This window comes from Staphylococcus sp. HMSC069E10 (assembly GCF_001809205.1).
GTDB lineage: Bacteria > Bacillota > Bacilli > Staphylococcales > Staphylococcaceae > Staphylococcus > Staphylococcus hominis.
In genome coordinates this window covers 26,450-46,732 of the sequence record NZ_KV796480.1, presented here as the reverse complement: position 1 = coordinate 46,732, position 20,283 = coordinate 26,450, and the positions used below count along the sequence as shown (strand labels likewise).

The 20,283-nt window shown below is 32.2% G+C and carries 20 protein-coding genes; 2 read left to right on the top strand and 18 right to left on the bottom strand.

Annotated features, from left to right (window positions below):
• Positions 1-80 precede the first annotated feature (80 nt).
• Positions 81-440, bottom strand: coding sequence for a DUF3139 domain-containing protein (locus HMPREF2561_RS06010; RefSeq protein ID WP_049382386.1), 360 nt, complete (start codon positions 438-440; stop codon positions 81-83).
• Positions 441-721: 281 nt separating this feature from the next.
• On the opposite strand from HMPREF2561_RS06010, the gene HMPREF2561_RS06005 reads away from it, so the two are divergent.
• Complete coding sequence (locus HMPREF2561_RS06005; RefSeq protein WP_049382387.1) at positions 722-1,165, top strand: MarR family winged helix-turn-helix transcriptional regulator; 444 nt, start codon at positions 722-724, stop codon at positions 1,163-1,165.
• A gap of 233 nt (positions 1,166-1,398) precedes the next feature.
• Positions 1,399-1,815, top strand: a complete 417-nt coding sequence (locus tag HMPREF2561_RS06000; protein WP_049382388.1) for an Hsp20 family protein — start codon at positions 1,399-1,401, stop codon at positions 1,813-1,815.
• Between the two features lie 264 nt (positions 1,816-2,079).
• On the opposite strand, the gene HMPREF2561_RS05995 is transcribed toward HMPREF2561_RS06000, so the two are convergent.
• The 17 genes from HMPREF2561_RS05995 to HMPREF2561_RS05915 form a co-directional block, all read right to left on the bottom strand.
• Positions 2,080-3,237 carry a nitrate/nitrite transporter gene (locus tag HMPREF2561_RS05995; protein WP_017174955.1) on the bottom strand — a complete coding sequence of 386 codons (1,158 nt, stop codon included), beginning with the start codon at positions 3,235-3,237 and terminating at the stop codon, positions 2,080-2,082.
• Positions 3,238-3,493: 256 nt separating this feature from the next.
• The gene (gene nreC, locus HMPREF2561_RS05990) at positions 3,494-4,147 is read right to left on the bottom strand and encodes a nitrate respiration regulation response regulator NreC (RefSeq protein ID WP_002448626.1); all 654 of its coding nucleotides are present in this window, start codon (positions 4,145-4,147) and stop codon (positions 3,494-3,496) included.
• A 25-nt stretch (positions 4,148-4,172) separates the two neighbouring features.
• The gene (gene nreB, locus HMPREF2561_RS05985) at positions 4,173-5,183 is read right to left on the bottom strand and encodes a sensor histidine kinase (RefSeq protein WP_221413217.1); all 1,011 of its coding nucleotides are present in this window, start codon (positions 5,181-5,183) and stop codon (positions 4,173-4,175) included.
• Between the two features lie 33 nt (positions 5,184-5,216).
• A complete protein-coding gene (gene nreA / locus HMPREF2561_RS05980) occupies positions 5,217-5,669 on the bottom strand; it encodes a nitrate respiration regulation accessory nitrate sensor NreA (RefSeq protein WP_017174957.1) in 453 nt (150 codons plus the stop codon).
• Between the two features lie 20 nt (positions 5,670-5,689).
• Positions 5,690-6,379 (bottom strand): respiratory nitrate reductase subunit gamma, encoded by a 690-nt coding sequence (gene narI, locus HMPREF2561_RS05975; protein ID WP_070468520.1) that lies wholly within the window; start codon positions 6,377-6,379, stop codon positions 5,690-5,692.
• Complete coding sequence (gene narJ / locus HMPREF2561_RS05970; protein WP_002448445.1) at positions 6,372-6,947, bottom strand: nitrate reductase molybdenum cofactor assembly chaperone; 576 nt, start codon at positions 6,945-6,947, stop codon at positions 6,372-6,374. The genes narI and narJ overlap by 8 nt, the downstream gene beginning before the upstream one ends.
• Positions 6,940-8,499 carry a nitrate reductase subunit beta gene (gene narH, locus HMPREF2561_RS05965; protein ID WP_061815423.1) on the bottom strand — a complete coding sequence of 520 codons (1,560 nt, stop codon included), beginning with the start codon at positions 8,497-8,499 and terminating at the stop codon, positions 6,940-6,942. Before narH ends, narJ begins: the two co-directional genes overlap by 8 nt.
• On the bottom strand, positions 8,489-12,172 hold the full coding sequence (locus HMPREF2561_RS05960) for a nitrate reductase subunit alpha (RefSeq protein ID WP_019834827.1): 3,684 nt from the start codon (positions 12,170-12,172) through the stop codon (positions 8,489-8,491). Before HMPREF2561_RS05960 ends, narH begins: the two co-directional genes overlap by 11 nt.
• A gap of 206 nt (positions 12,173-12,378) precedes the next feature.
• Positions 12,379-13,329 carry a uroporphyrinogen-III C-methyltransferase gene (cobA, locus tag HMPREF2561_RS05955; RefSeq protein ID WP_017174960.1) on the bottom strand — a complete coding sequence of 317 codons (951 nt, stop codon included), beginning with the start codon at positions 13,327-13,329 and terminating at the stop codon, positions 12,379-12,381.
• Positions 13,320-13,634, bottom strand: coding sequence for a nitrite reductase small subunit NirD (gene nirD, locus HMPREF2561_RS05950; protein ID WP_029376759.1), 315 nt, complete (start codon positions 13,632-13,634; stop codon positions 13,320-13,322). Before nirD ends, cobA begins: the two co-directional genes overlap by 10 nt.
• A gap of 2 nt (positions 13,635-13,636) precedes the next feature.
• On the bottom strand, positions 13,637-16,042 hold the full coding sequence (nirB, locus tag HMPREF2561_RS05945; protein WP_070468518.1) for a nitrite reductase large subunit NirB: 2,406 nt from the start codon (positions 16,040-16,042) through the stop codon (positions 13,637-13,639).
• 210 nt (positions 16,043-16,252) lie between these two features.
• Complete coding sequence (locus HMPREF2561_RS05940; RefSeq protein ID WP_070468516.1) at positions 16,253-16,966, bottom strand: sirohydrochlorin chelatase; 714 nt, start codon at positions 16,964-16,966, stop codon at positions 16,253-16,255.
• A gap of 124 nt (positions 16,967-17,090) precedes the next feature.
• A complete protein-coding gene (locus HMPREF2561_RS05935; RefSeq protein WP_002448547.1) occupies positions 17,091-17,909 on the bottom strand; it encodes a formate/nitrite transporter family protein in 819 nt (272 codons plus the stop codon).
• Positions 17,910-18,033: 124 nt separating this feature from the next.
• The gene (locus tag HMPREF2561_RS05930; RefSeq protein ID WP_002448340.1) at positions 18,034-18,216 is read right to left on the bottom strand and encodes a hypothetical protein; all 183 of its coding nucleotides are present in this window, start codon (positions 18,214-18,216) and stop codon (positions 18,034-18,036) included.
• A 71-nt stretch (positions 18,217-18,287) separates the two neighbouring features.
• Positions 18,288-18,758, bottom strand: coding sequence for an SRPBCC family protein (locus tag HMPREF2561_RS05925; RefSeq protein ID WP_019834821.1), 471 nt, complete (start codon positions 18,756-18,758; stop codon positions 18,288-18,290).
• 111 nt (positions 18,759-18,869) lie between these two features.
• Positions 18,870-19,385 carry a YceI family protein gene (locus HMPREF2561_RS05920; RefSeq protein ID WP_019834820.1) on the bottom strand — a complete coding sequence of 172 codons (516 nt, stop codon included), beginning with the start codon at positions 19,383-19,385 and terminating at the stop codon, positions 18,870-18,872.
• Positions 19,386-19,685: 300 nt separating this feature from the next.
• Entirely contained in the window at positions 19,686-20,282 is a 597-nt protein-coding gene (locus HMPREF2561_RS05915; RefSeq protein WP_049382396.1) for a thioredoxin domain-containing protein, read from the bottom strand.
• Between the last annotated feature and the right edge of the window lies 1 nt (position 20,283).

Genomic DNA, 20,283 nt, shown 5'->3' with positions numbered 1-20,283 from the left:
TTTGTTAGGAATTATGTCCCAGCCTCTTTTTTGAGTAGTAATCATCATTAATATCTCTGGTTCTACGTATTGATTATATATTATGGCTTATAATTTTGGTTGAAATAGTTATGTTTTGCACCTTTAATACTTTTCTTGGTTTCCGTATCAAATCCTTCAACTAAAATACCTTTACGTGTACCAATTGGCTGAATGATATATGTTAAATTAGGTTCGTCTTTAAACACTACTTGTTTATAATAAACGCCTCTTTTAGCACTATATAATGTTTTTTCTGATTTAATTTTATCTTTCAAATGTTTTTGTTCTATATAATTGTCTACAAGTTGCACATTTTTATGCCCTTGATACGCTTTCGTTCCAAAGAAGAACGCAATAGCTACTACAAGAGAAATAGCTAATATAATAATAATTCTAATAATCTTTTGCTTCTTACTCATCAGAGCACTCCTTCATCCTCTTACTCAATAAAATAGCTTCTTTTATCATTTAAATAATTATGAATGAAATAGTAACTTTTTTAAAGTGATACCTCTTTTTTGTAACAAAATATACTAATAATTTAATTTAGAATTTGAAATAAATCAACATTCTAAATTTATATGTAGATTTAGTTAAATTTGTTTTTAAATTTATTAAAAAACTTATATAATACTCTGGATATAGTCTTGACAATAGGTATTGTTCATACTATCTTTAAATAAGTTGAGGGGGGAAAAATATGTATGTAAAGGACAGTTATTTAAGTAAACAGTTATGTTTTTTACTTTATGTTACTTCAAAAGAGGTAATTAAAAAATATACTCACTATCTAAAAGAGTATGATTTAACATACACAAGTTTTATGGTTCTTATGGCTATTGAAAACGACGAAAAAATAAATATTAAGTCCCTTGGTCAACGTGTCTTCTTAGATTCTGGAACTTTAACGCCTCTCTTAAAAAAATTAGAGAAAAAAGGTTACGTACAACGCATGCGAGAAAAAGAAGATGAACGTAATTTACAAATTTCATTAACTCAAAATGGTAGAGACATTAAACCAGTATTAGAGCAAATTTCTAATCAAGTGTTTAATGATTTTGATATTTCTGACGATGAAGCGGATGGCCTTGCTAGTAGCTTAAGACATATTATTTCAGAGAACTTCGGCTCTAAAGCTGAATAGTTAATACACATGACAAAAGCTAAGTAATTATTGTGCCTTCTTTCTTTTATTTTTTAACTAATACATAATATTGACGTCTTTTGTCATGTTTCTTTATTCCACATCTTTCACTTTTTAATTCTTCAAACTTTCAAATTGCTTTTACTTTACGTGTAGTATCTCTATTTATATAATGATATTGTAAAATTTCAATATATTTTATGACATATCACTCTGAAAAGGAGATTTCATATATGAATAATAGAGAGTTTTTTGATCAAGCTATTTTTAAAAATAATCCAAGAGATGTATTTCGTGATTTAGGTGAACAAGTATTTAACCAATTTTCAACTAAAAGCTTCCCAACAAATGTTTACAGTCAAAAAAATCAATATGTTCTAGAAGCCGAATTACCTGGCGTAAAGAAACAAGACATTCATCTTAAATATGAACATGCTACTTTAACGATTAAAGTAATTAAACAAGTATCTGAGCAAACTGGTAGTGTTCAATTAAGTGAACGCTCAAGTGGGGAATTGGTAAGACGCTTTGAATTCGAAGATATTAATAAAGATCAAATCAAAGCAAGTTATGAAGATGGTGTTTTAGTGGTGATTTTACCTAAGAAGATTAATGAAGAAGACGAAGGTACTACAATTACAGTAGAATAAATAAAAGAAGTTGAGATATAACTCTCAGCAAGATAGCCAGTAAATGAGTGATGAGACATTCATTTACTGGCTTATTTATAATTCTTCGTATCGTATTATTGCCTTACTCTCTTAGAGGGCAGTTTCAGCTTGTGCTTTTTCTTCAACCTCTCATCAAACAAAGTACGTTGTATTCATATTTCATTTTACATTAGATTATTGAAAACATAGATACTTAGCATAATTTAATAAACAAACGTAGTGCTAGTGCACTACGTTGTTTATTTATTTTGCGTATTCTTTTTTGTAAAGATGACCCATTGTAATAAAAGCAAGTATTCCAAATACAGCTAGTAAAATAAATGCTAAATGACTTGAACCTGTCAATGAAGTAACATACGTGATAACAAGTGGTGGGAAGAAACCACCTAATCCTCCCATCATAGAAACAATTCCATTTGCAGTACCAGATTCTTTAGCAAAGTAAGATGGCACAAGTTTAAAGATAAGTCCATTTCCTAATCCAGCACAAATACTAATTGTTAAACAACCTATAGTAAATAAGGCAATATGACTTGAAATACCTAAAATAACTGCACCGATAATCATCACAACAAAATCTATCATCAAGACTTTAACCGCGTTGAATTTATCTCCTAAAATCCCACCCACAGGTCGTAAGAATGTTGCCAATGCGATAAATACTCCTGATCGAATACCTGCATCTACTTTATCTATTCCGAAATTATTAACTAAATAGTTAGGTAAGAATAAACCAAATGCTACAAAAGCACCAAATGTAATAAAGTACCATAAACTCAAATAATATAGTTTGTAGTTTGAAGATAAATCTTTAACTTGAGCGCCTAAAGGCACTTTAACTTTAGGTTCTTTAGCATCTCCAAGGAAAAACATTAATATTGCAAAAATAGCGATAATAATAAGATAACTTCTTACTGTTGTTTGCCATCCTACAATACCTGCAATAGGAGGTGCTAAGAATGATGAAATTGCTGTACCAATGTTCCCCATTCCATAAATACCATTTGCTAATCCTACTTTGTCTTTTGAAAAATATTTAGGAACTGAAGTGACACCTACAGAGAAAATGGCTCCTCCTACTCCTAAAAAAAATCCAGACGCCATTAACATACTAGGCGATTGGGCTTGTCCTAAGAAGAAAATAGGAAATAATAATATAATAAAACTACAAAAGAATACCCATTTAGCGCCAATAATATTTGTTAAATAACCAAATGGTACACGAAGAATCGATCCTAGGATAACTGGTATCGCTAAAATAATTGATAACTGTCCTGGATTAATTTTAATATCTTGTGAAATGTATGGCATCAATGGAGAAATAATACTCCAAGCCATGAATCCAACTACAAGACTTAAAGTTTGTAACGTAAGTTGAAAACCACCCTTAGTTTTATTCATTTTTTCACCTTCATCAATGTTTTATTTTCTATTATCGATAATTAAATCACATATCAATATAGCCAATTTGTGTGATTAATTACTGATTACAGTTAAATTTTAATCACTTTGTGAAAATATGAACATAAGGAGTTTCCCTTATACTCTCTAATAATCCCCCTATATTTAAATAATAAGACAAAGAAAAACCAACACATGAATATCATGTGTTGGTGAAATATAATATAAGTGTCATTATTTAAGTTATTCAATATATTTAAAAGTCTAAAAGTTTCTTTTTAAGCGCATATTCTACAAGCTCTGGTTTAGATTTTAAATTTAATTTAGTCATAATATGCGTTTTATGTGCCTCAACTGTTTTAACGGATACAAACAATTTTTCAGCAATTTCTTTATTTCCATATCCCTTTGCAATTAATGGTAATATTTCTAATTCTCTTTTAGAAAGTATTTTGAAAGGATCATTGGTTGCTTTTTCATCTTGATTAGAAACATTTACAAATTCATTTACTAATGACGTCGTTAGTTTCATATCAATATACGTTTCACCTTTATACACTGTTCGTACTGCTAAAATCAGTTGTTCATCTGGTGAATTTTTTAAAATATATCCTTTAGCACCATTTCTTAAAACATGAAATAGATATTCTTCATCATCATACATTGTTAAAATTAATATTTTTGTTTCAGGAAAACTTTCAGAAATTTTGCTAGTAGCAATTAAGCCAGACTCACCAGGTGGCATACTTAAATCCATAATTAATACATCCGGTTTGTATTCCATCACTTTCTGATATGCTTCTACTCCATCAGCAGCCGTAGCTACAACTTCCATATCTTCTTGAAAGTTTAATATCATAGAAAAACCTGTTCTTACTACTGCATGATCATCTGCAATTACTATTTTCAATTATAAGTCAGTCCCCTTACGCTCTCTAGAGTGGCACTTCTAAAGTGATAATCGTTCCTTTTCCTAAATGTGTTTCTACATTCACTTTTCCGTTTACAAGCTCTGCTCTTTCATTCATACCATACAATCCTAGTCCTGTACCTTGTGGTTGAGAATTCGGATCAAAACCTTGACCATGATCAATCACTTCAGCCATTAATAAACGTCCAACCTCCTGGACAAAGACATCTACCGAACTTACGCCTGCATATTTTAATGCATTAAATACCGCTTCCTGTACCACACGATAAACCACCGTTTCTACTTCACTATCATATCTTTTATCTTGAATGTTAGATTGATATACAATTTGCATACCATAATTATTTTCAAATTGTTTAAAATATGATTTAAAAGCCGCTTCCAAGCCTAAATCATCTAGAGATGAGGGTCTTAATTCAACTGATAGATGTCTTATATCATCAATCAATTTAGACATTAATCCCTCAATACGTTGTGATTGTTGGACAAGTTCTGAGGATTCTTTTTGATATTTCAGCAATCTGAGTTCAACATCAATATTTAGCATTTCTTGTACAACACTATCGTGTAGTTCTCTAGAAATACGTTTTCTTTCATTTTCTTGCGCGGAAATTGTTTTTCTCATCATCTGACGTTGATACATTTTTTCTTGTCTTTCAATTTGCGGCGAAATATCTTGAAGTGTAAATGCATATATCTCATTATCTTCATCAATCGCTTGATAAGAAGCTGTAAATGGTCGAACTTTATGATCTACTGTTTTCATAAACACTTGAAAATTGATATCGTTTGGTTTAGATGTGTCTAAATAACAATTTTTGCAACTTTGAAGTTCAAATTCATTTGAATACCCTTCACAACGATCACAAATCGCATTTGTCATCGCACTATAATTATTATCTTTTGAAATAATTTCTTCAGCGGCGTCATTCATTGCAATGACTTTTCCTTCTTTATTTACAAAAACAATTTTTTCATTTGTAGTTTCATAATATTTTTTTAGTAAGTCTTCCATTTGCAGATTATATAACTCTAACACATATATCACCTAGATTTCTTCATTAAATTCCCACAAACGGCCTTTAATATTTAATTGATTAATCACTTTAGGCAATGTTTTACTACCTCTTTGTCCTAATAATAACACGCCTGCAACATGCTGTTCATGCCATAATGGTATAGCAACGAGCGCGTTTAAGTTTTCACTCATCAAAATAGGGTACTTAATTTTTTCTTCTGGTGTTATTGTTTTGGAAACATTTTCTATAACCATTCGCTTTCCTGTTTTCATGACTGTCCCAGCTAAGCCTCTGCCTTTTCTCAAAACAATCAATTTATAACGACTGTTTAAATTACCTGAAACATATTGCCATTTAATAGGTCCAGAAGGTTCGTGGTTTTCATATAGTGCAACAGCAGCAAAATCACAGTTTACTTTTTTTCTAAGTGTGTCAAGTTCCTGCTGAAAATGTACCGGTTCAAACAAAGGTTCCGGAATCATATATCGTACTCCTTTTATATTTAATGTGCACGAGGTGCTTTATGTTTTCTATATACAATATAACGTCTATTTGTATATGCTAATGGAATACTCCATACATGTACAAGACGTGTAAATGGCCAACAAGCTAATATTGTAAATCCTAATAAGATATGAATTTTAAATGATAATGGAACGCCTGTCATTAGTGCTGCATTGGGTGAGAATGTAAATAAGTGTCTAAACCATATAGAAATCGTTTGACGGTAATCAAAGTCAGTTACCATTGCATTAGTAACTAAAGTTGAGAAACATCCCATAAATATAATCAATATTAATAAGAAATTTACGAAAATATCAGAAGCTGAACTTAACTTTCTCACATTATTAATCGTTAAACGTCTTGCTGTTAAAAGTAACATTCCAATTAGAGTCATTATACCAAAAATACTACCAATATAAACAGCTCCAAAGTGATATGTACTTTCGCTTATGCCAAGTCCATCTATCCATTTTGCTGGAATAGCTAACCCCACCACATGACCAAAAAATACTGGAATAATTCCTAAGTGAAATAACAGACTGCCCCATTTAAGTTGTTTTTTTTCTAAAAACTCACTCGATTTTGCAGTCCATGAAAACTGATCATATTTATATCGAGCAATATGACCAACGATAAAAATTGCCACACATAAATATGGGTAAATAATCCAAAGAAATTGATTAAGCATGATGTGTCACCTCTTTTGGAATGTCTAAACAAGCTTTTAATGTTTCTCGTAATGCACGAATCACATAAGCGTAAGGATTATTCTCCTTAGCTAATTGATTTGCCATTTCATATGTACCATCTTCAATAATCATAATCACTAACTCAATATTGCCTTCTGCACGAGGATCATTATGCCAACTTGCTACATGTAAAAACTGCAACATCAATGGTAGATAATCTGATAATTCATTATCTACCATTTTTAATCCAAACATTTCATAAAGTACTTTTAGTTTTGCGAGCATTTGACCTCTTTCTTTTTGAGTATCAAATTTATTGTAAGTCATATAAAGTGGTGATGTTTTATTGAAATCAAATGTATCCGTATAAATTGCTTTAATTTCAGATAAAGTAAATTGGTACATAATTTCACGATATTTCATTAAATCTGCATATCCTGGATGCGAAGGATGAATCGTTTCTTCAAATGTATTAGGATGAAATGTTAATTTTTCTGGAAAATTAAGTTGTTGTGCAAGATATCCAAAACTTTCTTGATAGTATTTAAATTGTGTTAGATTAATCACGGAAAATACCTCCATAGAAATTCTCATTATAAATCTCTTGACCAGATTTTCCTGACGTTGAACCTACTGGAACACCGCAGCCTTCACAATTATCTCCGAAATATTCACCGCCATATCCTTGGCTACCTTGAGCGTGATACGTATCTAAATAGGTTTCTTTATGTGAAGATGGTACAACAAATCGATCTTCATATTTAGCTAAACCTAATAGACGATACATTTCTTTTGTTTGAATTTCTGATAAACCTAAACGTTCTAATCTAGAAGTATCAAATGGTTTGTTTGTGACTTGAGCACGCATATAACTTCTCATCATTGCCATTTTTTGTAACGCTTCTTTTACTGGCTCTACTTTACCTGCTGTAAATAAGTTTGCTAAATATTCAATAGGTAAACGCATTTCTTCGATGGCCGGGAAAATCATATCTGGATTTTGACCTGAATTTTTACCTTCAAAATAACTCATAATTGGACTTAAAGGCGGGCAGTACCATACCATTGGCATTGTTCTAAATTCAGGATGTAATGGAAATGCCAATTTATATTCAATCGCTAATTTATACACAGGTGAATTTTGAGCAGCTTGGATCCATTCATAACTGATACCATCTTTTTCTGCTTGTTCAATCACTTCTTCATCAAATGGATTTAAGAAGATATCAAGTTGTTTTTCATATAAATCTTGTTCATTTTCAGCTGAAGCCGCTTCGTGTACACGATCAGCGTCATATAATAAAACGCCTAAATATCTCATTCTTCCTGTACATGTTTCTGAACATACAGTTGGCATTCCTGCTTCAATTCTTGGGAAGCAGAATGTACATTTTTCAGCTTTATTTGTTTTCCAGTTGAAATATACTTTTTTGTAAGGACAACCTGTCATACAGTAGCGCCATCCACGACATGCCTCCTGATCGACTAAAACAATACCATCTTCATCTCTTTTATACATAGCCCCTGAAGGACATGAAGCAACACAACTAGGATTTAAGCAATGCTCGCATAGACGAGGTAAATACATCATAAATGTTTCATCAAATTGGAATTTGATATCTTCTTCAATTCTTTGAATATTTGGATCTTCTGGTCCTGTTACATGTCCGCCAGCTAAATCATCTTCCCAGTTTGGTCCCCATTCAAGATTTAGTCTATCTCCTGAAATCAATGAATGTGCTTTTGCTACTGGTGAATGTTTACCTTCTTTAGCTGTGGTTAAATGTTCATAATTATAAGTCCATGGTTCATAATAATCTTTGATTAACGGCATATCTGGATTATAGAAGATTTTACCTAAGGCAATTTTAGACCACTTACTACCTGATTTAAGCTCAAGTTTACCTTTTTTATTTAATACCCAACCACCTTTATAGTGCTCTTGATCTTCCCAACGTTTTGGATAACCTACACCTGGTTTGGTTTCTACATTATTAAACCACATGTATTCTGCACCCGGTCTATTTGTCCAAGTATTTTTACATGTCACACTACATGTATGACACCCAATACATTTATCTAAATTCAATACCATTGCAACTTGCGCTTTAATCTTCAAGCCAATTTACCTCCTTCATTTTTCTAACTGCGACGTACACATCACGTTGGTTTCCAATTGGTCCATAGTAATTGAAGTGATAACTAATTTGTGCATATCCTCCAACTAATTGCGTAGGTTTTAGGTGAATTCTTGTAGGTGCATTATGTGATCCCCCACGAGTATCAGTAATCTCAGAACCTGGTGTTTCAATGTGCTTATCTTGAGCGTGATACATAAACATTGTACCTTTCGGCATGCGGTGTGACGTTACCGCTCTTGCAGTTACAACACCATTTCTGTTATAAACTTCAAGCCAATCATTATCATTGATACCATGTTGCTCAGCATCTTCATTAGATAGCCAAACCACTGGACCTCCTCTGAATAGAGTCAACATACGTTCATTATCTTGATATGTTGAATGAATATTCCATTTTCCATGAGGTGTTAAATAACGTAGAACAAGTGCATCTTGTCCACCTTTTATCTTTTTATCTCTTGCGCCAAATACCATTGGTGGAAGTGTTGGTTTATATACTGGTAAGCTTTCACCAAATTGCTGGAATACTTCGTGATCGATATAGTAACTTTGTCTTCCAGTGAGCGTTCTAAAAGGTACAAGTCTTTCAATATTTGTTGTAAATGGAGAATAACGACGATTATTTTTATTAGAGCCTGGGAATACTGCTGTTGGGATAACTTCTCTTGGTTGAGCTGTAATATTTAAGAACGAAATTTTTTCAGATGCACGTTCTTTTGAAATATCCTTCAATTCCATTCCAGTTTGATTTTCTAAATCTTCATATGATTTTTGAGATAATTTACCATTCGTTGCCGAAGAGATATTTAAAATTGCATCAGCTACTTTACGTGCAGTATCAATACGTGGTCTATCGTTTCTAACAGAATGTTCATCGTCATCATTCCACGTACCAATCATACTTTTTAGCTCTTCGTATTCTTCTTTAACGCTAAAACTAACGCCGTGTGCCCCTACTTTACCTTTCTCAAGTAAAGGTCCTAATGTAACGTATTTATCATAAATTTTAGTATAGTCACGTTCTACAATAGAGAAGTTAGGCATAGTTTTACCTGGAATACCTTCTACTTCACCTTTAGACCAATCTTTAACGATACCGTATTCAGAACCTAGTTCTTGTTTAGAGTCATGTGCAAGTGGTGTAGTTACCACATCTTTAAATGTACCTGGTAAATAATCTTTAGCCATTTCTGAAATTGCTTTACTCAATGTTTTGTAAATGTCCCAGTCAGAACGTGACTCCCATAATGGATCAATTGCTGGATTAAATGGATGAATAAATGGATGCATGTCGGTTGAAGATAAGTCATGTTTTTCATACCAAGTTGCTGCTGGCAGCACAATATCAGAATATAAAGGCGTTGCAGTCATTCTAAAATCTAATGATACAAGTAAATCTAATTTACCTACTGTATCTTCTCTCCATTTAATTTCCTCTGGTTTATCATCTTCATTCGGTTCAGCCATTAATCCTGAACGTGTACCAAGTAAATGTTTCATAAAGTACTCTTGACCTTTAGCTGAACTTGAAATTAAGTTAGATCTCCAAACAAATAATGTTTTAGGATGATTTTTTCTTAAATCTGGGTCTTCAATAGCAAATTCTGTTTCTTTATTTTTCACTGATTCAATCGCACGTTTTAAAATAGCTTCATTTGAATCATCGCCCGCATCTTTTGCTTCTTCACCAAATAACAAACTGTTTTTATTAAATTGTGGATATGAAGGTAACCAACCTAAACGTGCTGCTGTCACATTATAATCTGCTGGATGCTGATGTTTAATGTTGTTAGCAAGTGGTGATTTCAATTTATCTACATTAGATTCTTCATATTTCCATTGATCAGTTGCAAAATAGAACCAACTTGTACCATTTTGTAAACGTGGTGGACCTTGCCAATCTTTAGCGAAAGCTACAGTATTCCATCCTTCAATTGGACGACATTTTTCTTGCCCAACATAGTGAGCCCAACCTCCACCATTAACACCTTGGCATCCACATAATAGAACTAAATTCAATACAGCACGGTAAATGGTGTCAGAGTTGAACCAGTGGTTAATCCCAGCACCCATAATAATCATCGAACGTCCTTTAGTATCAATAGCATTTTGTGCAAATTCTCTTGCGACTTGTGTCACTAATTCTTTTTTAATACCTGTAACGTTTTCTTGCCATGCAGGTGTATATTTAGATTCACTATCTTCATAAGATTTAGCTTCTAACTCATGACCAAATCGTTTAATACCATATTGACTAGCCATTAAATCATATACTGTAGCAATACGTACTTCTTTACCATCTGCTAATTTAACTTTTTTAGTTGGGATAGGTCGTTCGAAAATACCGTCTCCTTGACTATCAAAGTAAGGGAATTGAATGGTTTGTAACTCATATTCTTCTTCTGCAACAGATAAAGCTGGATCAATTTTACTTCCATCTTCTGTTTCAAGTTTTAAATTCCATTGTTTGCCTTCTTCCCAACGTTGACCCATTGTACCGTTTGGAACCACAAGTTTGTGGCTAATCGCATCGTGAATAACTGGTTTCCACTCACCATTTTCACTTTTTATACCTAAATCGCTTGCACGTAAAAATCGTCCTGCCTTATAACCATTCTCATCTTCATCCAGCATCAATACAAATGGCATATCTGTATATTGCTTTGCATAATTAACAAACATATCACTTGGTTTATCTTCATAAAATTCTTGTAAGATGACATGCGTCATAGCTTGAGCAACTGCGGCATCTGTTCCTGGATTAGGTGCTAACCAATTATCAGCAAATTTAACATTTTCTGCATAATCTGGTGCTACAGAAATCACTTTTGCACCTTTATAACGTACTTCAGTCATAAAATGGGCATCAGGCGTACGAGTAAGTGGAACGTTAGAGCCCCACATAATGATGTAAGAAGCATTGTACCAATCACTTGATTCAGGTACATCAGTTTGTTCACCCCAAATTTGAGGAGATGCAGGTGGTAAATCAGCATACCAATCATAAAAACTTAACATTTCCCCGCCTAATAAATTAATAAAACGCGCACCAGATGCATAACTAATCATCGACATTGCTGGAATAGGTGTAAAACCAGCGATTCTATCCGGACCATCTTTTTTAATAGTATAAAGAATTTGTGCTGCGATAATATCTGTTACATCTTTCCAACTTGCACGTACATGTCCACCTTTACCACGTGCTTCTTTATATAATTTAGCTTTCTTTTCATCTTCAACGATAGATGCCCATGCGGCGATACGATTTCCATTATTGTCTTCAAGTGCTTCTGTCCATAGATCTAATAGTTTACCTCTAATGTAAGGGTATTTTACACGAAGTGGGCTGTATTCATACCATGAAAATGACGCGCCACGTGGACATCCACGAGGTTCAAATTCAGGCATATCTGGACCACAACTTGGATAGTCAATTTGTTGATTCTCCCACGTAATCACACCATTTTTAACGAAAACTTTCCACGAACATGATCCTGTACAGTTTACGCCATGTGTGGTTCTTACTACTTTATCGTGACTCCATCTTTCACGATACATTTTTTCCCATTCTCTACTTTTACTTTCTAAAACTGACCAATTTCCATTAAACGTTTCAGTTGGTTTGAAAAAGTTTAATCCGAATTTTCCCATTTATATAAATCCTCCTACCTGCAAAGGTAATACGTTACTTATGTCCAATGTTATTTAAAGAAATTTCATTTAAATTGTACATTTTTTCACATGGTTTTTATATTAGGGAATTACCTATTTCATATAAAAGAATCCCTAAAAAAAGTGAGATAACACACGTTTTAAATATCGTGTTATCTCACTTATGACATTCGAAGCGTAAAGAACTACACTTCAATATATTTAATATTTTGGTGCTGCGTTATGATCGATTCATATAAATACTTTTGTGAAGAATGATAAGTTTCATCATATTGAATTAAGCATTTTAAATACTGTTGAGATAAGTCTTCTGCTTTTGAAAGGGCTAAGTCTTTATTCCCTTTAATAACGTACAATGTTTCATCTATTGTTTGTTTTGAGTGTATAATCTTTTCGTCATCCATATAGTTAATGATATGGCCTAATATACAAATTCCTGGATCATGTTTCATATTAAGCTTAGATAATTGATGTTCAATAGTGCTTAGTTTACCAACCACTATGGTTTCGTTATAACACGTAGCATTAAAAATGATAGCAATATCATAATCTTCTTTAGTATATCTTCTAATTTGATTAATAATATCATTTAATCGTTTAATTCCCATATAAATTGCCAAAGTACCACCATTAGCTAAATTACGTATATCCATGTCTTGATCAATATCATCTTTAAAATGACCTGTGGAAAATGTAACACTTGGTGCTACTGAGCGCATCGTTAAACCTAAGTCTAATGAAGCTACCGCTGCACTCGCAGAAGTTACCCCAGGTACAATATCATAAGCAATCTGATGTTCTTTTAAAATGTCTATTTCTTCAGTTACTCGGCCAAACACTGCTGGGTCTCCACCTTTTAAACGTACAACAATTTTATACTTTTTCGCTGCTGCTACTATTTTTAAATTGATACCTTCTTGTTGAATATGTTTAGTATAAGGTTTTTTTCCAACATCTATGATTTCAGTAGTTGGCTTTGCATATTGTAATATCAATGGATTGACAAGACGATCATATAAAATAACATCTGCTTGACGAATTAATCGTTCTGCTTGTTTAGTTAGCAAATTAGGATTGCCAGGACCAGCTCCAATTAAATATACTTTTCCAAATTCACTTTTAGTGACTAGAGACATATAAATACGTCTCCATCTTGAATTTCAACTTGATATGTTTCAACACAACCTGTATCAGGTTCTTGCACTTCACCCGTATTCAAATCAATTTTTTGATCGTGGAGTGGACAATAAACATATTCTCCACTTACAGTACCTTCAGATAACGGTCCTTCTTTATGTGGACACACATTATTAATAGCATGCACTTCTCCATTTTCTGTTAAAAATATACCGATTTGTTTATCTTTAACGATAACCTTTTTACCAATTAATGGTGTTAACTCATCCATAGTTGTTACTTTAACTTTTTCCATTACACTCATCCTCACACTTTCTCGACTTCAAATATTTTTTGTGCTTCTTTATTTTCAACAATAGCTTCCCAAGGTTCTTCTTCAAGTGCTTGTTTTGCATCCATAATTCTATCAAAAAGTTCTTTTTGACGTTGTTCATCTAAAAGCACTTCCTTAACATGATCAAATCCTAGTCGTTTAAGCCATGGTGCTGTTCGTTCAGCATATATTCCAGTCTCTCTGTAATACTGCATAAGCGCACCACAAAGTTGTACCACTTGATCTTCTGTTTCAACAGTAGTAAGTAATTGACCTACAGTTACCTCTGTACCACCGTTACCGCCAATATAAATTTGATAGCCATTTTCTACTGAAATGACACCAAAGTCTTTAACACCTGATTCTACACAGCTTCTTGGACAACCAGAAACACCCATTTTAAATTTATGAGGTGTGTCTATGTATTCAAATGTTTTTTCTAATCGAATACCTAAACGTGTAGTATATTGTGTACCAAATCGACAGAATTCTTTACCAACACAACTTTTCACAGAACGCGTTTTCTTACCATATGCAGAGGCAGAGCGCATACCTAAATCTTTCCAAACTTTTGGTAACTCATCTTTTTTAAGACCATATAACCCTACACGCTGAGACCCTGTTACTTTAACAAGAGGCACGTTATATTTTTTCGCTACTTCACCTAAACGAATTAATTGGTCAGCATCTGTGACACCACCACGCATTTGTGGAATCACTGAGAAAGTACCATCATTTTGAATATTTGCATGATAACGTTCGTTCGCAAATCTTGATGCTTTTTCATCTTGGTGTTCATGAGGATATACCATATTTAGATAATAGTTGATAGCTGGGCGACATTTTGGACAACCATTTTTATCTTTAAAATCAAGTACGTGACGAACTTCTTTTGATGTTTTTAAACCTTTAGCTCTAATTTGAGTAACAATTTCATCACGTGTCAAATCAGTACATGCACAAATACCAGTTGGTTTAGCAGCTACAAATTCATCACCTAATGTACATTTTAGTATTTCTCCAATTTGTCCTTTACACTTACCACAAGAATTTCCTGCTTTGGTTGTTTTTGTAACCTCATCTACAGTAGTCAACCCTTTTGTTGTAATTGCGTTGACAATCGTACCTTTATCTACACCATTACAACCACAAATTGTTTCATCATCAGGCATGTCTGCTATTGAAGTTCCACTTTCTTCTCCGCCTTTATGAAGCAGTGACACTAGTGTATAGTCCTCTAGTGATTCATGTTTTTTCATCATACTATAAAATCTTGAACCATCATCTGTATCACCATATAAAACGGCACCTACCACTCGACCATCACTTAGATAGACTTTTTTGTAAATATTATCTACACTGTTAAAGATTTCGATACCGTGTACAGTTTCATCTTCAACGATTTGTCCTGAACTATATAAATCACAACCTGATACTTTTAAAGACGTAAATGTTGTAGAACCTTTATATCCTTCAGTCTCTTTACCTGTTAAATAATCAGCAAGCACTTTACCTTGTTCATAAAGAGGTGCAACTAAACCATATACTTTACCGTTGTGTTCCGCGCATTCACCCACGGCATAGATATGTTCATCAGATGTTTGCAAGTAATCATTAACAACGATACCTCGATTCACTTCTAATCCCGCTTCACGAGCTACTTCGGTAAATGGACGTATACCAACAGCCATAACGACTAAATCCGTTTCTATTACTCTACCATCAGCTAGCTTAATAGCTTCTACATCATCTGTTCCTATAATTTCTTTAGAATTTGCTTGTAGTTCAATATGCATGCCTTGACGTTCTAAATCAGCTTTTAACATATCTCCAGCTTTACGGTCTAATTGCATTTCCATCAGCCATTCTGCTAAGTGAAGAACTGTTACATCCATACCTTGATCCATTAATCCTCTTGCACATTCTAATCCAAGAAGACCTCCACCAATAACAATGGCACGTTTTTTTGTTTTAGCAATTTCAATCATACGCTCAGTATCTTCAATTGTGCGCCAACCGATGACACTTGGTAATTCTGATCCAGGTATAGGTAAAACAAAAGCTTTTGAACCAGTCGCAAAGATACAGATATCATAAGCTACAGTGATACCTTTAGAAGTCGTAACAGTTTTGGATTGTCTATCTACTTTTTCAACCGGATCATCTACAATTAGTTCAATATGATGTTCTTTATACCAGTCATAATCATTCATAATCGTTTCTTCAACTGTTATTTTCTTTTGTAAAATGTTGGATAACATGATTCGATTATAATTAGGATAAGGTTCTTTACCGATAATTGTAATGTCAAATTGAGAATCTGAACGTTCTAAAATTTCTTCAATTGTTCTTAAACCAGCCATACCATTACCAATCATTACGAGTTTTTGTTTAGCCATATCAATGCCCCTTTTATTACATTTAATTATTATTAAATTCAAATAGTTTTGCACTCACTATTCTTTACAAGGCTATTTTATACCATATTCTTTTGAATTTGTGATTATTTTCACACTTAAATGTAAAATCGGGGATTTCCCTAATAAAAAACACCTTCCATTACATAAGTGAGGATTTAGCACTCATATAATGAAAGATGTATGTAGTTACTATACTGTTAATTCTTTTAATCGCTCTCGAATAATCGATTTTAAAATAGGGTCGAAATTAATAGACGGAGTCATGTGCAATTCATTAGCAATATCCATCTCTGATATAAGACCTTTTACTTTATTAACTAAACGTCCATCATATAAAAACATTGGAACCACAATAAGATGACGATATTGTCTTGAAAGTTGATCTAAATCATTTTTAAACGTAATATCTCCATATAACGTACGGCAATATATAGGTTTGTCTTGCTTTAACTTAGTACTCAATTCTTTTAGTTCATCATGTGCTTTAGTATAAGAAAAGCTACCATGTGCAATCAATACAACTGCCACATCTGACTCTTTATTCATATCCACATCATTAATACGTTGTTCTACTAAATCCACCATATATGGATGCGTACCAAGAGGCGCACTAATTTCATATATTATATTTGGATGTGCTTGTTTAATGTTTCTTAACATCTCTGGAATGTCTACAATGTAATGCATGGCTGAAAATATAAGTAAAGGTACAACTTTAAATTGCGTTTCCCCTTTTTCTATTAAATTAATAATCGTATTTTCAACACTTTTTTCTTCACTTTCAATAAAAGCAAGCTCATAAGCGTAAGTTTCATCTTGTAATAAACTATCTATAAATTCACCGAGTGCTTTATTTTGATCTCCTTTTCTCATGCCATGAGCTACTAGAATATTCGCAACCAAATGGTTTCCCCCTTATTATTTTAATGTTGATTAAAATAATAAGATTTTCTGAATATTAAGTCAATATGTTGGGGATTAAAAGAGCGGAAATGTCTCTCGATATTTCCGCTCTTTGATCGTCTTACTATGCTTTTATACTGTCTCTTTTTCCGTTTAAATAGGCATAAACAAGCCCTACAAAAATACCTCCACCAATATAGTTACCTACAAAAGCAAATACGATATTTTTTAGCACATCTATCCATGATAATGCATCACTATTATAAAAAATCATTCCTGCATATAATCCAGCATTAAATACAACGTGTTCATATCCCATAAATACAAATACTATCACACCAACAGCAATGAAAAATGCGCGCGCTAAACCTTCTTTAAAAAGCATTGAAACATAAATACCAATATTAATAAAGAAGTTACAGAATATCCCTTTGATAAGAATATTTAACCAAGTTGATTCTACCGTTTTTAAATGTACTGTTTTACTTAGACTTGCAACCATTTCAGGTGTCATCACATGTGTACCCTTCATTAATAAGAATAAAATAAACCCACCTATAATATTTCCAATAAAACAAAATAAGAATATGTATAACATTTTTTTAACTGCAATTACTTTGTAGTACCATCCGACAGTTAAATACATAAAATTACTAGTAAGTAATTCTGAATTAGTTAGAACAATAAGAACTAAAGCTAAACTAAATGAGATTGCTCCTAATAAATTAACAAGTCCATCATTTGTTCCTGCAAACTGTGTTTTGATTGCTAACATAAATACTGTAACAATAGCTAATAAAAATCCTGACATCATTGACTTTAGTAAATATCGTCCAGGTGTTTGAGTTGCCATAACTTCTTTCATTTGTACCTGTCTTACAGCCGCTTTAATAAGATCTTTTGTAGTATATGTATCTTCAATTGTTGTATGGTTACTTGTCATATTCCCTCTCCTTAATTCATTTATAATTTTATATTATATATAGTGAAGTGCATTTTGAATAGAGAAGATTAAAAAAGAGCAACATATGGAGGTTTATTTTCCATATCTTGCTCTTGTCATGATATTAATGTGCTTTTTTTAATTTTGAAAAATAACGTAATCCTGAAGCAAAAATACCATAGCCTAATGCCGTTCTTAAAATATATTTTATGACGCCATTATTTAAACACTTTGAATTAATTAATAATGTTGGAATTAAAGTACTAATTGAAAATAATCCCAGCACTTTTAAATATCTTTCTTTCATACTATATCATCCTCTTTTCAATATTATTATAACTTAAAAGTTCAATTTAATTTTGACATCCTCGTGACGATTTATTCATTAAGTAAGACTTCTAGTTGATCTAATGTTGAATTCATACCTGCTTCTATTCCCATACCTACTGCTTGTTGAGCTGCTTCTTTAGTTGGAAACACTGACGTAGACGTAATAGTAGTCATTTGTTTATTATCTGAGTTAAAATTGATTGAAATATGCATACCAGGTAAACGCGTATCTTTTTTTCCCTCAGGTGTAGCAAAGTAATCAAAGTATTCAAGATACTTCGGACGATCCACTTTTCGATATTCTGTTAATGTATAGCTTGTCTGTTCTGAGGTTTCTATTGCAAAGAAGGCTTCCCCGCCTTCTTCAGTATTAAAACGATATACTTTTGTCTTAGCGCCTTGAGGATGAAACCATTGCTCAAATAACGATGGATTTGTATAGGCATCAAATACATCATTGATAGGAGCTTTAAATGTTCTTTTAAAAATTATTTTATTTTCTTTTACATCGATTGACATCGTTATCTCTCCTAATTTCTAAAATGGTGATTTCTATAATTTAACAACTATTATATTTTAAGACAATAAAAAAACAGGCAAAGTTAGAACTCTGCCTGTTTTTTAACTTTATTATTCTTCAATAGGAAATTCTAAATCGAATTCCACATTTAATGTTTTACCTAATAAGAAACCACCAGTTTCTAATGGTTGGTTAAATGTAACACCATATTTTTCACGATCAAGTTCGCCAGTAATAACTAAACCTGCTGTATTTTTATTATTAAGTGGGTTTAAGCTAATACCTTTATAATCTAAATCGAATGTTTCTTTTTGTGTTTGATCTTTAATTGTTACATTACCAGTAACTGAATGGTCATCAACACTAATAATTTCAAATTTAATTTCAGGATATTGTTCAACGTTTAAGAAATCTTCACTTTTAAGATGATTATCACGATCTTCTACTTTAGTATCAATAGAATTAGCTTGAACAGTAAAAGTGCCTTTTAAAGAACTTAAATCATGAAAGTCACCTGTAATATCTGCATCAAAATCGTTAAAACGTCCTTTTACATTACTAATTACAAGGTGTTGTATTGAGAAATTCACACCTGAATGAACTGGATCTAAATTAAAGTTAGCCATTTATTTTCCCTCCAATAGTGAAATGATAAAACTAATAGTATTCATTTTATCTATCTTCTACTTTAATATAATTATTATACTCAGTATATTAAATAAATCTAATGAAAATGACAAACTAAACGACTTAATTAAAGTAAATTAATTGTTCTAACTTTATTTCTTTTATCTCTATTCCCTTTTTTTATAAAAATAATGATTTTAAATGTAAGATTTTTAAATATTTCATAAACTATATAAAAACATAATTAAAAGACCTAATTTAATATTTAAACAACACTAAGTTAGGTCTTTTGTATTATGCTATAAATATTGTTTCCATTCTTTAACTTTATAAGGGTCTTCTACTTTTTTACCATTGATAAAAACTGTTGGAACAGATTGAATATGATTTTCTTTTGTTAACTTTTTCTGTTTTTCTGCTTCCTTCCAAGCATCGCTATTTTTAGTTTTATATTCTTTTTTTATGCGATCTTTTTGTTTTTGAGAAATATTTAATTGGTCAATTTCTTTATCTAGTAATGTTTCAGTAATCCAATGTTTTTTTTCTTCTTGTTGATGAGCATATATATTTTTTTGGAATGTAAGATATTCTTTTGGTGCAATAGATTGAATAGCATTCCCTGCTCTAGAGCCCATTAATGAATCTTTTCCAAGAAAACTTGCATTAATAAATTGATATTCCACTCTATTTGTATCAATATAATCTTTTTTTATGATAGGCATGACGTTATCTTCAATTTTCTTGCAATAAGGACATTTATAGTCTCCATATTCTACAATTAAAATTTTTCCATTTTTCGTATGAGCTGGGGTTGTTTCTTTTTTATTTCGAGAGCAAGCGACAACGATAATGATTAAACATATGATCCCAGCTCCAATAAAAATCAATTTTTTCATA

What these genes read in the sequence shown, in the direction of transcription:
- HMPREF2561_RS06010 (WP_049382386.1), bottom strand. Translation starts at nt 440, where the DNA reads ATGAGTAAGAAGCAAAAGATTATTAGAATTATTATTATATTAGCTATT.
- HMPREF2561_RS06005 (WP_049382387.1), top strand. Translation starts at nt 722, where the DNA reads ATGTATGTAAAGGACAGTTATTTAAGTAAACAGTTATGTTTTTTACTT.
- HMPREF2561_RS06000 (WP_049382388.1), top strand. Translation starts at nt 1,399, where the DNA reads ATGAATAATAGAGAGTTTTTTGATCAAGCTATTTTTAAAAATAATCCA.
- HMPREF2561_RS05995 (WP_017174955.1), bottom strand. Translation starts at nt 3,237, where the DNA reads ATGAATAAAACTAAGGGTGGTTTTCAACTTACGTTACAAACTTTAAGT.
- nreB (WP_221413217.1), bottom strand. Translation starts at nt 5,183, where the DNA reads ATGGAAGACTTACTAAAAAAATATTATGAAACTACAAATGAAAAAATT.
- nreA (WP_017174957.1), bottom strand. Translation starts at nt 5,669, where the DNA reads ATGATTCCGGAACCTTTGTTTGAACCGGTACATTTTCAGCAGGAACTT.
- narI (WP_070468520.1), bottom strand. Translation starts at nt 6,379, where the DNA reads ATGCTTAATCAATTTCTTTGGATTATTTACCCATATTTATGTGTGGCA.
- HMPREF2561_RS05960 (WP_019834827.1), bottom strand. Translation starts at nt 12,172, where the DNA reads ATGGGAAAATTCGGATTAAACTTTTTCAAACCAACTGAAACGTTTAAT.
- cobA (WP_017174960.1), bottom strand. Translation starts at nt 13,329, where the DNA reads ATGTCTCTAGTCACTAAAAGTGAATTTGGAAAAGTATATTTAATTGGA.
- nirD (WP_029376759.1), bottom strand. Translation starts at nt 13,634, where the DNA reads ATGAGTGTAATGGAAAAAGTTAAAGTAACAACTATGGATGAGTTAACA.
- nirB (WP_070468518.1), bottom strand. Translation starts at nt 16,042, where the DNA reads ATGGCTAAACAAAAACTCGTAATGATTGGTAATGGTATGGCTGGTTTA.
- HMPREF2561_RS05935 (WP_002448547.1), bottom strand. Translation starts at nt 17,909, where the DNA reads ATGACAAGTAACCATACAACAATTGAAGATACATATACTACAAAAGAT.
- HMPREF2561_RS05930 (WP_002448340.1), bottom strand. Translation starts at nt 18,216, where the DNA reads ATGAAAGAAAGATATTTAAAAGTGCTGGGATTATTTTCAATTAGTACT.
- HMPREF2561_RS05925 (WP_019834821.1), bottom strand. Translation starts at nt 18,758, where the DNA reads ATGTCAATCGATGTAAAAGAAAATAAAATAATTTTTAAAAGAACATTT.
- HMPREF2561_RS05920 (WP_019834820.1), bottom strand. Translation starts at nt 19,385, where the DNA reads ATGGCTAACTTTAATTTAGATCCAGTTCATTCAGGTGTGAATTTCTCA.
- HMPREF2561_RS05915 (WP_049382396.1), bottom strand. Translation starts at nt 20,282, where the DNA reads ATGAAAAAATTGATTTTTATTGGAGCTGGGATCATATGTTTAATCATT.